The sequence below is a fragment of the Devosia litorisediminis genome (assembly GCF_018334155.1).
Classification (GTDB): Bacteria; Pseudomonadota; Alphaproteobacteria; order Rhizobiales; family Devosiaceae; genus Devosia; species Devosia litorisediminis.
In genome coordinates, this window is the sequence record NZ_JAGXTP010000001.1 from 2,285,797 (window position 1) to 2,299,986 (window position 14,190).

At 62.6% G+C, this 14,190-nt stretch carries 12 protein-coding genes; 7 read left to right on the forward strand and 5 right to left on the reverse strand.

Annotated features, from left to right (window positions below; translation table 11 throughout):
* The gene (gene rhaI / locus KD146_RS10870) at window positions 1–1,290 is read left to right on the forward strand and encodes an L-rhamnose catabolism isomerase (protein ID WP_212658686.1); all 1,290 of its coding nucleotides are present in this window, start codon (window positions 1–3) and stop codon (window positions 1,288–1,290) included.
* Window positions 1,291–1,545: 255 nt separating this feature from the next.
* Here rhaI and KD146_RS10875 read toward each other — a convergent pair whose 3' ends face one another.
* Window positions 1,546–3,042 carry a CoA-acylating methylmalonate-semialdehyde dehydrogenase gene (locus tag KD146_RS10875; protein WP_212658687.1) on the reverse strand — a complete coding sequence of 499 codons (1,497 nt, stop codon included), beginning with the start codon at window positions 3,040–3,042 and terminating at the stop codon, window positions 1,546–1,548.
* A gap of 94 nt (window positions 3,043–3,136) precedes the next feature.
* Between KD146_RS10875 and KD146_RS10880 the strand changes: the two genes are divergently transcribed.
* A complete protein-coding gene (locus KD146_RS10880) occupies window positions 3,137–4,018 on the forward strand; it encodes a LysR family transcriptional regulator (RefSeq protein WP_212658688.1) in 882 nt (293 codons plus the stop codon).
* A gap of 41 nt (window positions 4,019–4,059) precedes the next feature.
* Window positions 4,060–4,533: a Cys-tRNA(Pro) deacylase gene (ybaK, locus tag KD146_RS10885; RefSeq protein WP_212658689.1), complete on the forward strand. Its 474-nt coding sequence runs from the start codon at window positions 4,060–4,062 to the stop codon at window positions 4,531–4,533.
* A 73-nt stretch (window positions 4,534–4,606) separates the two neighbouring features.
* On the opposite strand, the gene KD146_RS10890 is transcribed toward ybaK, so the two are convergent.
* The 4 genes from KD146_RS10890 to KD146_RS10905 form a co-directional block, all read right to left on the reverse strand.
* The gene (locus KD146_RS10890) at window positions 4,607–4,753 is read right to left on the reverse strand and encodes a DUF1127 domain-containing protein (protein WP_212658690.1); all 147 of its coding nucleotides are present in this window, start codon (window positions 4,751–4,753) and stop codon (window positions 4,607–4,609) included.
* Between the two features lie 253 nt (window positions 4,754–5,006).
* Window positions 5,007–5,135: a cytochrome bd-I oxidase subunit CydX gene (cydX, locus tag KD146_RS10895; RefSeq protein ID WP_212658691.1), complete on the reverse strand. Its 129-nt coding sequence runs from the start codon at window positions 5,133–5,135 to the stop codon at window positions 5,007–5,009.
* Window positions 5,136–5,144: 9 nt separating this feature from the next.
* Complete coding sequence (gene cydB / locus KD146_RS10900) at window positions 5,145–6,293, reverse strand: cytochrome d ubiquinol oxidase subunit II (protein WP_212658692.1); 1,149 nt, start codon at window positions 6,291–6,293, stop codon at window positions 5,145–5,147.
* Complete coding sequence (locus KD146_RS10905; RefSeq protein WP_212658693.1) at window positions 6,290–7,897, reverse strand: cytochrome ubiquinol oxidase subunit I; 1,608 nt, start codon at window positions 7,895–7,897, stop codon at window positions 6,290–6,292. The genes cydB and KD146_RS10905 overlap by 4 nt, the downstream gene beginning before the upstream one ends.
* A 128-nt stretch (window positions 7,898–8,025) precedes the next feature.
* Here KD146_RS10905 and cydD point away from each other — a divergent pair, with 128 nt between their 5' ends.
* The 4 genes from cydD to cueR all read left to right on the forward strand — a co-directional run bounded on the left by cydD (window position 8,026) and on the right by cueR (window position 14,189).
* A complete protein-coding gene (cydD, locus tag KD146_RS10910) occupies window positions 8,026–9,810 on the forward strand; it encodes a thiol reductant ABC exporter subunit CydD (protein WP_212658694.1) in 1,785 nt (594 codons plus the stop codon).
* Window positions 9,807–11,459, forward strand: a complete 1,653-nt coding sequence (gene cydC / locus KD146_RS10915) for a thiol reductant ABC exporter subunit CydC (protein ID WP_212658695.1) — start codon at window positions 9,807–9,809, stop codon at window positions 11,457–11,459. The genes cydD and cydC overlap by 4 nt, the downstream gene beginning before the upstream one ends.
* A 70-nt stretch (window positions 11,460–11,529) precedes the next feature.
* The gene (locus KD146_RS10920; RefSeq protein WP_427857085.1) at window positions 11,530–13,782 is read left to right on the forward strand and encodes a heavy metal translocating P-type ATPase; all 2,253 of its coding nucleotides are present in this window, start codon (window positions 11,530–11,532) and stop codon (window positions 13,780–13,782) included.
* A complete protein-coding gene (cueR, locus tag KD146_RS10925; RefSeq protein WP_212658696.1) occupies window positions 13,779–14,189 on the forward strand; it encodes a Cu(I)-responsive transcriptional regulator in 411 nt (136 codons plus the stop codon). The genes KD146_RS10920 and cueR overlap by 4 nt, the downstream gene beginning before the upstream one ends.
* Window position 14,190 lies beyond the last annotated feature (1 nt).

The following is a 14,190-nucleotide window of genomic DNA, read 5'->3' on the forward strand; positions in this document are numbered from 1 at the left end:
ATGACCGATACCATTATCGATCCAACCGTCGTCGAAGCCGAGAACGCCCGCCGTCTGGCTGATCTCAATGTCGATTATGACACGCTGGGCGAACGGCTCGACCGTCGCGGCATTGCCATCGACACCATCAAGGCCAAGGTTGCCGGCTTTAACGTGGCCGTCCCTTCATGGGGTGTGGGCACGGGCGGCACCCGCTTTGCCCGCTTCCCGGGTCTGGGCGAGCCACGCGATATCTTCGACAAGATCGACGACTGCGCCGTCATCGCGCAGCTGACGCAGGCCACCAATACCGTTTCGCTGCATATTCCGTGGGACAAGGCCGACGCCAACCGCCTCAAGCAGGCCGCATCGCGTTTTGGTCTGGGATTTGATGCGATGAATTCCAACACCTTCGCCGATGCCAAGGGCCAGTTGCAGAGCTACAAGTTCGGCTCGCTCAGCCATGCTGACAAGGGCACGCGCCAGCAGGCCATCGAACACAATCTGGAATGCATCGAGATCGGCAAGACGCTGGGCTCAAAGGCGCTCACCGTATGGATCGGTGACGGCTCGAACTTCCCCGGCCAGGTCAATTTCGCCGATCAGTTCGCCCACTATCTGGATTCGATGAAGGCCATCTATCCAGGCCTGCCCGATGACTGGCGCATCTATACCGAACACAAGATGTATGAGCCGGCCTTCTATTCCACGGTCGTGCAGGATTGGGGCACCAATTACCTGATCGCCAAGGAGCTGGGCGACAAGGCCTATTGCCTGGTCGATCTGGGCCACCACGCGCCCAACGTCAATATCGAGATGATCGTGTCCCGGCTGGCCCAGTTCGGCAAGCTGGGTGGCTTCCACTTCAACGATTCCAAATATGGCGACGATGATCTGGACGCCGGCTCGATCGATCCGTATCGCCTGTTCCTGGTGTTCAACGAGCTGGTCGATATTGAAGGCAAGGATGCCAACTTCCATCCGGCCCACATGCTGGATCAGTCGCACAATGTCACCGACCCGATTGAGTCGCTGATGCTGTCGGCCGCCGATGTGCAGCGCGCCTATGCGCAGGCGCTGCTGGTGGATCGCAAGACGCTGGCCGCAGCCCAGAGTGGCAATGACGCGCTGGTGGCAACGGAAGCCCTGCGCCAGGCCTATCGCACCGATGTCGAGCCGATCCTGGCCATGGCTCGGCTGGAAAATGGCGGCGCCATTGACCTGCTGGGCACCTACCGCGCCTCGGGCTATCGCGCCAAGGTTTCCGAGGTCCGCCCGGCCATCGAAGCGGGCTCAAGCGGCATTGTTTGACGCTTCTTTCCTTCTCCTGATGAAGACCAACTGGCCCGGCGCGCAAGCGCCGGGTTTTTTCATGGCTTCTGCCTTCCCACCGGATTCACCCTCCCTTGTGGGAGGGAAGCGAGACAGGACTTGGATCTTCGCAAATTCCGTGACCGGGACCGGCAAGCGCTGTACTTGCGGCGTCACCCCTCCGGGCCTCCCCATCAAGGGGGAGGTGTGGCGCAGAGCAAGCGGCATGGTGTGCCAAAGGAGTAGACGTCAGGCTCACTTCATCGTTGGCATCTGGAACTCGGCACCGTCCTTGATGCCCGAGGGCCAGCGGGCCGTTACGGTCTTGGTCTGGGTCCAGAACTTGATGGCGTCAGTGCCGTGCTGGTTGAGATCGCCAAAGGCGCTGGCCTTCCAGCCGCCAAAGCTGTGATAGGCGAGTGGCACCGGCACAGGGACATTGATACCCACCATGCCGACATTGACCCGGGCGGCAAAGTCGCGCGCGGCGTCACCATCGCGGGTGAAGATCGCGGTGCCATTGCCATAGGGGTTGTCCATGGTCAGTTTGAGCGCGTCCTCATAGGTCTTTGATCGCACCACCGAGAGCACAGGCCCAAAGATCTCTTCCTTGTAGATATCCATCTCGGCCGTGACATTGTCGAACAGCGATGGTCCGACGAAATAGCCATTCTCGTAGCCCTGCAGCGTGAAGCCACGGCCATCGACGGCCAGGGTCGCGCCCTGGGCAATGCCGCTCTCGACCAGCGCTGCGATGCGGTCCTTGGAGGCCTGGGTGATGACCGGGCCCATTTCGCTGGCCGGATCGGTGGCGGGACCAACCTTGAGCTTGTCGAGGCGCGGCTTGAGTGCGGCGATGATCTTGTCAGCAGTTTCGTCACCCACCGGCACGGCCACCGAGACGGCCATGCAGCGCTCGCCGGCCGATCCATAGCCAGCACCCATCAGCGCATCGGCTGCCTTTTCCATATCGGCGTCGGGCATGATGATCATGTGGTTCTTGGCGCCACCAAAAGCCTGCACGCGCTTGCCTTCAGCGGCCGCTGTCGCGTAGACGTAGCGGGCGATCGGGGTCGAGCCGACAAAGCTGACGGCACCAATCTGGTCATGATGCAGGATGCCGTCGACGACCGCCTTGCCGCCATGCACGACATTGAGAATGCCCTTGGGCAGCCCTGCTTCAATGGCCAGCTGCGCCAGCTTGACCGGCACGGATGGATCACGCTCGGATGGTTTTAGGATGAAGGCATTACCCGCAGCGATGGCGGGCGAGAGCATCCAGAGCGGGATCATGGCCGGGAAGTTGAACGGGGTGATGCCCGCGCCAATACCGACCGGCTGGCGCATGGAATACATGTCGATTCCCGGCCCGGCCCCATCGGTAAATTCGCCCTTGAGCAAATGCGGGGCACCGGCGACAAACTCGGACACTTCCATGCCGCGCTGAATGTCGCCCTTGGCGTCCTCGACGGTCTTGCCATGCTCGAGGCTGAGCAGTTCGGCCAGTTCCTGCATGTCGCGATTGATCAGCGCCACGAAGTTGAAGAACATCCGGGCCCGACGCTGCGGGTTGGTCGCGGCCCATTTGGGCTGAGCCTGCGCGGCCGATGCCACGGCAGCGTCCAGATCAGCCTGGGTCGCCAGCGCTACGCGGGCCTGAACTTCACCTGTCGCGGGGTTGAACACGTCCTGATATTCGGCGCTGTTGCCGGTGGTTTCGACGCCGTCGATGAAATGGCCAATGGTGCGCATGTCGGTCTCCCTTGTTTGAACAAAGGTATGGCGCTACGTTTATCGCATCGCAACGCGATAGATTTCGTATCTGTTGTGCAGAAAGTATAGCCCAATGAACTGGGACGACGTTCGTATCTTCCTGGCGGTCGCCCGCAATGGCCAGATATTGGGGGCCGCGCGCAGCCTGGGGCTCAACCACGCCACCGTGGCGCGCCGCCTGACCGCGCTGGAACAGGCGCTGGGCAGCACTCTATTCACCCGCAAGACCAATGGCTCGGAACTGTCCAGCGCCGGCGAAGGCTTTCTGCAGCATGCCGAGCGAATGGAAAGCGCCATGCTGGCGGCCAGCGAGTCGGCCGGTGCGGACAGTCTTATTGACGGGACAGTGCGCGTCGGCGCGCCCGACGGGTTCGGCGTGGCGTTCCTGGCGCCCCGACTGGGCGAACTCATCGAGCGGCACAAGGGCCTGCGGGTGGAACTGGTGCCGGTACCACGCGCCTTCTCGCTGTCGCGGCGCGAGGCCGATATTGCGGTGACCCTGGAGCGCCCACGCGAGGGGCGACTGGTGGCGCGCAAGCTGACCGACTATCGGCTCGGGCTTTATGCCAGCCAGACCTATCTCGATCAGCAGGGCACACCGGCCGATCTGGCCGCCCTCGCCCAGCACCGGCTGGTTGGCTATGTCGACGATCTGATCTTTACCGCCTCGCTCGACTACACCGCTGAATTTCTCAAGGGATGGGGGTCGACCCTGGCGATTTCGTCGGCCATGGGCCAGACCGAGGCGGTGCGGGCTGGCGCGGGCATCGGCATTCTGCACGCCTTCATGGCGCAGCGCGACGCAAACCTTGTGCCCGTGCTGCCCGCCCACACCCTTACCCGCAGTTATTGGACCGTAGTGCATGAGGATTTGCGGGCGATCCGTCGCGTTGCGCTGGTGGCCGAGTTTCTTGCCGAGATCGTCGCGCGGGACCGGGCTATATTTGGCGCCTGAGAGGGGCTTGCCCGGCGCTATGGCTGCGCTAAAACAGGGCCATGTCCAAGACCACACCTGCCACACTGGCGCTGATCAAAGCCAATGTCGCCTTCGACACGGCGACCTATGATTATGATCCCGATGCGGACCGCGTTGGTTTGCAGGCCGCTGAGGCCATGGGGGTCTCGGCATCCATCGTGCTCAAGACGCTGATGGCCGAGGTGGATGGCAAGCCGGTCTGCGTGGTGGTGCCCTCGGATGCCGAGGTGAATATGAAAAAGCTTGCCGCAGCTTTTGGTGGCAAGTCGGCGCATATGATGAAGCCGGCCGACGCCGAGCGGCTGACCGGCTATAAGGTGGGCGGGATCAGCCCGTTCGGGCAGAAGAAGCAGGTGCCCACGGCGGTCGAGGAACTGGCGACACTGGAAGATGCGATCTTCCTCAATGGCGGACAGCGCGGCCTGCAGATCCGCATGAAGCCTGATGACCTCGTGGCAGCACTGGGCGGCAAGGCCGTCGACCTGATCCGTTAGAAACGGAACCCCAGACAGACAAAAGGCGCCCGATCGGACGCCTTCATCTCAAGTCTAGTGTCGGCAGGCTCGATTAACGAGCGTAGTTGCCGCGGGCGATGTTCTTGATGTCGCCGCGAGTGATGCCCAGATCGTTGAGCTGACGAGCGTCGAGTGCATTGAGCTCGCGCATGGTGCGCTGGTACTGAGCAAACTGGTTGAGCTTCTGGCGGATGTTCATTTTCGGTTCCCCTTCGTTTCGATGACCAATATCTATACTCAGCCAGTCGTGATTAGTAGGTGGACTTTGTGCACATCCGTTATGCACTGGATGCAAATTAAAGAGGCAGTTCGTTCATATTGGGTTTAGCTGCCCCGCCGAGTCTACCACGCCCGTTTCGGGCCAACCATTTGATATACATAAGCAAAATGGGCGCCACTGCAGCGACGCCCGCCTTAAGCTTTGCTTAACCAGTTAATTGCCCGTTATGCACTCATCGCTTGGTGGCGGAGCGGCTCTCCTGCGCATGACGGCGATCTTCGCGCATTTCGAACCACATTGCGTTGAGAATGGCGAAGCTGCAGGCCAGCCCGACGCCCAGAATCCACGAGAAATACCACATGTTCGTCTCCTAGTAGGCGTTGGGGTTCTTTTCGAGCGACCGTGTGGTGACATCCCCGCGCATGACGCGGAACACCCAGGCGGTGTAGGCCAGAATGATGGGCAGGAAGATCACCGTCGCCAGCAGCATGATGAACAGGGTGAGGTGGCTTGAAGAGGCATCCCACAATGTCAGCCCGGACTCTGGCACCGTCGAGGACGGCAGCAGGAAGGGGAACAGCGACAGTCCTGCCGTCGAGATGATACCAAAGATGGCCATGCTCGAGGCCACAAGGGTTGGAATGCGCAGCCGTGCCTGCAGCCCGAGAACCGCTGCCACCAGGCCCACAAAGCCCAGCACCGGCGCCGCGATCATCCAGGGATAGAGACCATAATTGGTCATCCAGCCACCCGGGACCAGCGCGACTGTTTTGCCCAGCGGGTTGATGGCGCCATTGGTGTCGACAATGCTGGTGATGGCATAGCCGTCCATGCCGAAGGCCACCCAGACGCCACCCAGCGCAAACAGCATGATGGTCGCCAGTCCCGCCCACGTCCCGTATGTGCGGGCCCGATCCGCCAGCACACCCGTGGTCCGTCCGGTAATCAACACGGCACCCTGCAGCACGATCATGCCCACGCTGACCAGCCCGGCAAGCAAGGCGAATGGCATCAGCAGTTGGAAGAAATTGCCGGTGTAGAAGGCGCGCAGCGTATCGTCGAGATAAAAGGGCGCCCCGAGCAGGACGTTACCCACGGCCACGCCCATGATCAGCGACGGCACAAAGCCGCCGACAAACAGGGCCCAGTCCCAGGCCGAGCGCCAGCGTGTATCGGCAACCTTGCCGCGAAACTTGAAGCCCACCGGGCGCAGGATCAGCGCCAGCAGGATCACGATCATGGCCAGGTAAAAGCCCGAGAAGCTGACGGCATAGAGGGGGGGGAAGGCGGCAAAGATGGCGCCGCCACCCAGCACCAGCCACACCTGATTGCCTTCCCAGGTCGGGCCGATCACATTGATCAGTACACGGCGTTCGGCGTCGGTGCGGGCGACGAAGGGCAGCAAGGTTCCCACGCCCAGGTCACGCCCTCCCATCACGGCGAAGCCGATCAGCAGGATGCCCAGCAATGCCCACCAGATGAGGCGCAGCGTTTCGTAGTCGAGCGGAATGGTGCTCATGATCCGAGTTCCTTGTTGGCGGGAGTGGCAGGCAGGGCGGCGACGACAAAGTCGGCGTCCTCGCCTTCATCGGCAGCGGCAAACAGCTTGTCCTGTGGCCCGGCCTTGATGATCTTGAGCATCAGCATGACCATGATGACCAGCAGCACGGTATAGAGTGCCACATAGAAGGTGAGCGAGATCACCAGATCCCAGAAGTGCAGGCCTGAGGCCGCGTAGAAGGTGGGCAGAACGCCTTCGACCGCCCAGGGCTGCCGACCATATTCGGCGATCAGCCAGCCCGCTTCGATTGCCAGCCAAGGCAGCGGCAGTGTCGCAAAGGCGATCCACAGCATGGGCCGGCTGGTGTCGAGCCAGCCACGCGATGCGCGGTAGAACCAGACTCCAAAGAAGGCGATGAAGAAGAAGCCGATAGCGACCATGACGCGGAAGCTCCAGAAGAGCGGCCACACATCAGGCACGGTATCGAGCGCTGCCATGGTGATTTCCTCACCCGTGGCGTTCTCGACATCCTCGCGATACTTCTTGAGCAGCAGGCCATAGCCCAGATCGGCCCAATGTTCGTCAAAGGTCGCCCGGGCGGCGGTATTGGTGCCGTCAGCGCGAATTTCCTGCAGGGCCTTGTAGGCCACGATACCGGACTGGACGCGAATCGCGGCGTGCTCGGTCAGCTCGGTGATGCCGGGCAGATCGCGATCGATCGAGCGGGTGGTGATCAGGCCCAACACCCAGGGCAGTTGCACCTGGAATGCCGGTTCGCCGGGCAAATCGCTGGGAATGGCGAACAGGGTCAGCGCGGCCGGGGCCGGCTCGGTGTGATACATCGCCTCCATGGCGGCGATCTTCATCTGCTGGTGTTCGGTGGCGACATAGCCGCTCTCGTCACCTAGCACGACCACGGACAGGGCTGAGGCCAGACCGAAACTGGCGGCAACAACCATGGAACGCTTGGCCAGTTCGATATGCTTGCCCTGGAGCAGGAACAGCGCGGAAATGGCGAAGATGAACACGGCGCCGCAGACATAGCCGGCGCTGACGGTGTGCACGAACTTGGCCTGCGCCACCTGGTTGAAGATCACGGCGATGAAGTCGGTGACTTCCATGCGCATGGTGTCGGGATTGAACTTGGCGCCGACCGGGTTCTGCATCCAGCCATTGGCGATCAGGATCCAGAGTGCGGAGAAATTGGCGCCCAGCGCCGTCAGCCAGGTCACCGTCAGATGGCCCACCTTGCTCAGGCGATCCCAGCCGAAGAAGAACAGGCCGATAAAGGTAGCTTCGAGGAAGAAGGCCATCAGGCCCTCGATGGCCAGCGGCGCCCCAAACACGTCGCCGACATAATGGCTGTAATAGCTCCAGTTCATGCCGAACTGGAATTCCATGACGATGCCGGTGGCAACGCCCATGGCGAAGTTGACGCCAAACAGGGTGCCCCAGAACAGGGTCGCCTTGCGCCAGATTTCGCGCCCGGTCATCACATAGGTGCTCTCCATGATGGCCATCATGAAAGACAGCCCCAGGGTGAGCGGCACGAATAGGAAGTGATACATGGCGGTGGCGGCAAATTGCCACCGCGACAGCTCAACGACAGTCATGTCGATCATAGCGATATTGCCTCTACGCTTGTCGGCGCGCCGAGTCGCAACCGATTAGAAGCTATTTGCCTGTCCGCGCTCGCGCCCGCATTGACCTAAATCAATGTGCGTTCGACCGCTCAATATAGGGTGCGCCCATGCCCAAGACGTCGACCTCCCCCGCCGCCCCCATCCCACCTCAAGGCCAGCCCACCGTGACCAGCCCGGACCGTCAGAACGCCAAGACTTTGTCCGGCTTGCGCCGTTTCGGCGGGCCGTGGCTGTGGCTGGCGATTGCGGCGCCACTGCTGGGCGGCGTGTTGCTGGTGGTTCAGGCGTGGACCCTGGCAGGCATTGTTGGCGGCGTGGTGGAGAATGGCGCTGTCATCGCGGCGATGACGCCCGGCATCGTACTGATCTTTGGGCTGTTGCTGACCCGCGCCGCGCTGGCCGCGATCGGCGATCGGGCCGGCACGGCCGCGTCCGAGGCCATCAAGACCAATCTGCGGCAAGCGCTGTTTGCCCAATTGCTGTCCCGCTCGCCCCGTGCCGCTGATCAGCCCCATTCGGGCGCAGCGTCTTCGGCGATGATTGATCAGGTCGAGGCGCTGGATGGGTTCTTTGCCCGCTACGTGCCCGCCATGGTGCAGGCGAGCCTGCTGCCGCTGGCCTTTGGCGCCATTATCCTGCCGCTCGACTGGCTGGCGGGCCTGCTGTTTCTCGTCACCGCACCACTCATCCCGGTATTCATGGCGCTGGTGGGCTGGGGCGCGCAATATGCCACCGACCGGCAAGCCCGTGCGCTGTCCCTGCTCAATGGTCGCTTTGCCGACCGCCTGCGGGGGCTCACCACACTGAAACTGTTCGGTCGTGCCGAAGCCGAGACGGCTGGCATTGTGGCTGCGAGCGACGAATTGCGTCACCGCACGCTGCGTGTGCTGCGTATCGCTTTCCTGTCCTCGGCCGTGCTGGAATTCTTCGCTGCGCTGGGCGTAGCAGGCATCGCGCTTTATGTCGGGCTGACCTTCATCGATTTCCTGCACCTGCGCAGCACACCACTGACGCTTGAGCTGGGCCTGTTCCTGCTGCTGATGGCGCCGGAAGTCTACAATCCGCTGCGTCTGCTGGCAGCGCATTATCACGACCGGGCCTCGGCCAAGTCGGCCATTGGCGAAATCCAGGCCCAGCTCGGCGCCCTGCCCGCAGAGATCGTCCCGCTCGGCCACGCCGAACCGTCAGCATCGCCGGATGCAATGGCATTGCGGCTGGACAAGCTCACCCTGCGCACGCCCGACAATGCCCGCGTAATCCTGCATGAGACGGGGCTGAACATCAAAGCAGGCGAGCATGTCGCCATTGTCGGCCAGAGTGGCATTGGCAAATCGAGCTTGCTCGAAGCCATTGCCCGGATGCGCCCGCATGGCGGTGCCATCACGCTGGGTGATCAGCCCCTGGAAGACTGGGATGAAGCCGAACTGCGCCACAGCGTCGCCATGCTGGGCCAGAAGCCCCGGATTTTTGCGGGCAGCATGGCGGACAATATTGCCATGGCGCGCCCGGATGCGACGCCCGCGCAGATTCGCAGTGCTGCCGAGCGTGCTCAGGCCGCCGGGTTTGCCGATGCCTTGCCCGAAGGGCTCGATACGCTTTTGGGTGAAGGCGGGCTTGGTCTTTCAGGTGGACAGACCCAGCGCATCGCCCTGGCGCGCATCTTCCTGCGCGATCCCGGCCTGATCCTGCTCGATGAGCCGACCGCGCATCTTGACGCAGAACTCGAACAGGCCGTGCTTGATGCCCTGCTCGACTTTGCGCACGGTCGCACGCTGATCATTGCCACCCATTCGCAGGCCGTCGCCAAGCGCATGCACCATGCCTATCGCATTGCCGGGGCGGAACTGCTGGCCACCCCGGTTTCCGCCGCCAGTGTCAGGAGTGTTGCATGAACGCGCTGCTCGCTTTTCGGGGGCTGTTTGCCCGTCAGGCCAAAGGTCTGTTGATCGCCCTGCTGCTCTCGCTGGTGGCGCTGGCCTCCGGCGTGGCGCTGCTGGGCACGTCGGGCTGGTTCATCACTGCAACGGCCCTGACCAGTGCAGGCCTGGCGTTCAACCTCTTTGTGCCGTCAGCCATGGTGCGCGGCTTTTCCTTCGTGCGTATTCTGGCACGCTATGGCGAACGCCTGAGCGGCCATGACGCGACGTTGCGCCTGCTGGCTGATATTCGGGGCTGGTTGTTCGGGCGGCTGTTTCCACGCCTGCCTCTTAATGATCGCCATATGCGCCATGGCGATCTGGTCAGCCGGCTGACCGCCGATGTCGACGCGCTCGACACCGCCTTTCTGGTCGCCATCGGCCCGATTACTGCCGCTGTGGTGATCGGCACCGTTCTGACAAGCATTCTGGCGTTCCTGCTGCCTGCAGCAGCTGTAGTCTATGGCCTGAGCTTTGGCATGGCGGTGCTGCTGGTGCCCGCCGGTCTGGTGCTGACCAGCCGCAAGGCAGGCTCGGCGATTGTGATGCGTGCCGCTGCGGCGCGTGCCGCGATACTCGATGGTATTGAGGGCCATGCCGATCTCACGCTGTTCGGGGCGCTGGGCGACACTCAGGCGCGCTTTTCAGAGACCGCAACAGCCCTGTCCGAGGCGCGCGGGCGCCTTGCCACACTGAGCGGGTTTGCCGCCTTTGGCGTGCAGGCACTGGCGGCCATTGCGCTGGCCGGATCGCTCTGGCTGGGCCTGGAGGCCTTCGCGGCCGAGCAGATTGACGGCCCGGTACTGGTCGGCCTGCTGCTCGCCATTCTGGCCAGCTTTGAGGCCAGCAGCGTCATTGTGCGCAGCGTCACCAAGCTGACCACCGCCATGGCCGCCGCCGAACGGCTGACAGCAATTGCCGATGCCCCAATCGAGATCGTCGATCCGGCCAGCCCCATCGCCCTGCCCGACAATCTAGCGATCACTCTGGACAAGGTGCGCTTTGCCTATGATGGCGGCGCGCCGGTGCTGAATGATCTCGAGCTCAGCGTTGCGCCGGGCGAGCATGTGGCCATTGTGGGTCCCAGCGGCATTGGCAAATCCAGCCTGCTCAACCTCTTGCTGCGACTGGCCGAACCGCAATCGGGCAGTATCACCCTGGGCGGCGTCGACCTGCCCGCGCTGGCCCTGTGCGATCTGCAGACCAGCATGGCCCTGCTCAGTCAGGACAGCCCGCTGTTCAACGACACTATTAGTGCCAATCTGCTGATCGCCCGTCCCGATGCCAGTGAAGATGCCCTGTGGGCGGCGCTGGACGCCGCCGGCATTGGCGATTTCGTGCGCGCTTTGCCCAAGGGCCTCGATACGCTGGTGGGCGAAGCTGGCCGGACGGTTTCGGCGGGTCAGGGACGGCGGTTATGCCTTGCCCGCACCCTGCTCAGCCCTGCGCCCATCCTGCTGCTTGATGAGCCCACCACCGGTCTGGATCGTACCGCAGAGGTCGCGTTCTTTGATACCTTGCGCAAGGCTGCCACCGGGCGCACGGTGATCCTTGTGACCCATGCCGGCATCCCCGAAGGCACGGTGGACCGGGTGCTGACCATGCGCGGCGGACAGCTCACTTAGATCATCGCGACACGGGTCTTGACCTTACCATGATGGGAAGGTCTATATGGCTGAGGACGAGGTGATTGAAATGAACGAACACGTCCACAACAAACCCATTAGCATTGATATTGACGGCATGACCTGCGCCTCCTGCGTGATGCGGGTGGAAAAGGCGCTCAGCAAGGTTCCCGGTGTCGAAAGCGCCAGCGTGAACTTTGCCACCGAGCGCGCCAGTGTGCGGATGGCCGATACGAGCAATGTGGCCGCCCTGCTCGCCGCGGTCGAGAAGGCTGGCTATACCGGCCATGAAACGCCCCAAGCCAGCGCGCATTCCGGGCATCAGCATCACGATGAAGACGCCGCCATCCTGCGGCGTGACGTGATACTGGCGGCCATTCCGACGCTGCCGCTGTTCGCGCTGGAAATGGGTGGGCATCTTTACATGCCCTTCCACATGTGGCTGACCGCCCTGATCCCCACACCGACACTGCATATCTTCTATTTCGTGCTGGCCAGCTTCGTGCTGTTCGTGCCGGGCTGGCGCTTCTTCAAGGTGGGTATTCCCGCCCTGCTGCGCGGCGCGCCAGAGATGAACTCGCTGGTCGCGCTTGGCTCTGGCGCCGCCTATCTCTATTCGGTGGTCGCGACGTTCGTGCCGCAGGTGCTGCCGAGCCAGGCGCAGTATGTCTATTATGAAGCCGCTGCGGTCATCGTCACGCTGATCCTGGTCGGGCGCCTGCTTGAGGCCATCGCCAAGGGCCGTACCGGCAATGCCATTCAACGTCTGGTGCGCGAGCAGGCCAAGACCGCCCGCGTCGAGCGCGACGGGCAGATCACCGAGATCGCCATCGAGCAGGTACAGGTCGGCGACATTATCGTGGTGCGTCCCGGCGAAAAGATCGCCGTGGATGGCGAGATCACCGAGGGCGCCAGCCATATCGATGAATCGATGATTTCGGGCGAACCCCTGCCCGTCTCCAAGACGGTCGGTGCCGAGGTGGTTGGCGGAACGCTCAACACCTCGGGCAGCTTCAGTTTCCGCGCCACCAAGGTGGGTGGCGACACCATGCTGTCGCAGATCATCCGCATGGTCGAGGAAGCCCAGGGCGGCAAGCTGCCCATTCAGGGCGTCGTCGACCAGATCACGGCCTGGTTTGTGCCCGCCGTGATTGCGTTGTCGATCCTGACATTTGCGATCTGGCTGGTGTGGGGCCCAGACCCCGCCTATGTCTTTGGGCTGGTCAACGCCGTGGCGGTGCTGATCATTGCCTGCCCCTGCGCCATGGGGCTGGCCACACCGACCTCGATCATGGTGGGCACGGGCCGCGCGGCCGAAATGGGCGTGCTGTTCCGCAAGAGCGAAGCGCTGCAGCGTCTGCGCGATGTGTCTGTGGTGGCTTTGGACAAGACCGGCACGCTGACCGAAGGCAAGCCGGCCCTGACCGACATCATACTCGATGATGATTTCGAGCATGATGAAGTGCTGGCCCTGGTCGCGGCTGTCGAAGCCAGATCAGAGCATCCCATCGCCACCGCCATCGTGACCGCTGCCGAAAAAGCCGGGCTGACATTGGGTGCCGTCACCGAATTCGCTTCGGACGCTGGCAATGGTGTCACCGCCCGCGTCGATGGGCGACTGGTGGCGATTGGCTCGCAGCGCCATCTGGGGCACCTCGATTTCTCCGACTTCGCCCAGGCCATCGAGAAGCTGGCCGATGAAGGCAAGACCCCGGTGTTTGCCGCCATCGACGATAAACTCGCCGCCGCCATTGTGGTCGCCGATACCATCAAGCCCACCAGCAAGGCCGTGATCGCTGCGCTGCACGAACTAGGCCTTAAGGTGGCGATGATCTCGGGCGACAATCGCCGCACGGCCGAAGCCATTGCCCGTCAATTGGGCATTGATGAGGTGCGCGCCGAAGTGCTGCCCGCCGACAAGGTGGACACCATCAAATCGCTGCGCCAGTTCGGCACGGTGGCCTTTGTCGGCGATGGCATCAATGACGCCCCTGCGCTGGCCGAAGCCGATATCGGCATTGCCGTGGGCACCGGTACCGATGCCGCAATCGAGAGCGCCGACGTGGTGCTGCTCGGCGGCGACCTCAAAGGTGTGCTTGATGCGCTGGTGATCAGCCGGGCGACCATGAAGAACATCTGGGAGAACCTGTTCTGGGCGTTCGGCTACAATGTGCTGCTCATTCCGGTGGCCGCAGGCGTGCTATATCCGGCGTTCGGGATCCTGCTTTCACCCATGCTGGGTGCCGGCGCGATGGCGATGTCGTCAATCCTTGTGGTCTCCAATGCCCAGCGGCTGCGCGGGGTGAAAGGGGTGACGCTATGAATATTGGCGAGGCTGCCAACGCCTCGGGCGTTTCGGCCAAGATGATCCGCTATTACGAATCCATCGGCCTTATTCGCCCGCCGCATCGCACTGACAGCAATTACCGGGTCTATGGCAGCGATGAAGTGCATGTGCTGCGCTTTATCAAGCGGTCCCGCACGCTGGGCTTCTCAGTCGAAGAGACCGCGACCCTGCTCAGCCTGTGGCAGGACAAGTCCCGGGCCAGCGGCGAGGTCAAAGAGGTCGCGGTCAGCCATATCATGGCGCTCGAAACAAAGATCGACGAGTTGCAGGCCATGGTCAAAACCCTCAAGCATCTGGCGCATTGCTGCACAGGTAATGATCGCCCCGACTGCCCCATTCTGGACGACCTCGCGGGCGTCCCAACGCCAAGCAAAGGACATTGAA

What these genes read in the sequence shown, in the direction of transcription:
- rhaI (WP_212658686.1), top strand. Translation starts at nt 1, where the DNA reads ATGACCGATACCATTATCGATCCAACCGTCGTCGAAGCCGAGAACGCC.
- KD146_RS10875 (WP_212658687.1), bottom strand. Translation starts at nt 3,042, where the DNA reads ATGCGCACCATTGGCCATTTCATCGACGGCGTCGAAACCACCGGCAAC.
- KD146_RS10880 (WP_212658688.1), top strand. Translation starts at nt 3,137, where the DNA reads ATGAACTGGGACGACGTTCGTATCTTCCTGGCGGTCGCCCGCAATGGC.
- ybaK (WP_212658689.1), top strand. Translation starts at nt 4,060, where the DNA reads ATGTCCAAGACCACACCTGCCACACTGGCGCTGATCAAAGCCAATGTC.
- KD146_RS10890 (WP_212658690.1), bottom strand. Translation starts at nt 4,753, where the DNA reads ATGAACATCCGCCAGAAGCTCAACCAGTTTGCTCAGTACCAGCGCACC.
- cydX (WP_212658691.1), bottom strand. Translation starts at nt 5,135, where the DNA reads ATGTGGTATTTCTCGTGGATTCTGGGCGTCGGGCTGGCCTGCAGCTTC.
- cydB (WP_212658692.1), bottom strand. Translation starts at nt 6,293, where the DNA reads ATGAGCACCATTCCGCTCGACTACGAAACGCTGCGCCTCATCTGGTGG.
- KD146_RS10905 (WP_212658693.1), bottom strand. Translation starts at nt 7,897, where the DNA reads ATGATCGACATGACTGTCGTTGAGCTGTCGCGGTGGCAATTTGCCGCC.
- cydD (WP_212658694.1), top strand. Translation starts at nt 8,026, where the DNA reads ATGCCCAAGACGTCGACCTCCCCCGCCGCCCCCATCCCACCTCAAGGC.
- cydC (WP_212658695.1), top strand. Translation starts at nt 9,807, where the DNA reads ATGAACGCGCTGCTCGCTTTTCGGGGGCTGTTTGCCCGTCAGGCCAAA.
- KD146_RS10920 (WP_427857085.1), top strand. Translation starts at nt 11,530, where the DNA reads ATGAACGAACACGTCCACAACAAACCCATTAGCATTGATATTGACGGC.
- cueR (WP_212658696.1), top strand. Translation starts at nt 13,779, where the DNA reads ATGAATATTGGCGAGGCTGCCAACGCCTCGGGCGTTTCGGCCAAGATG.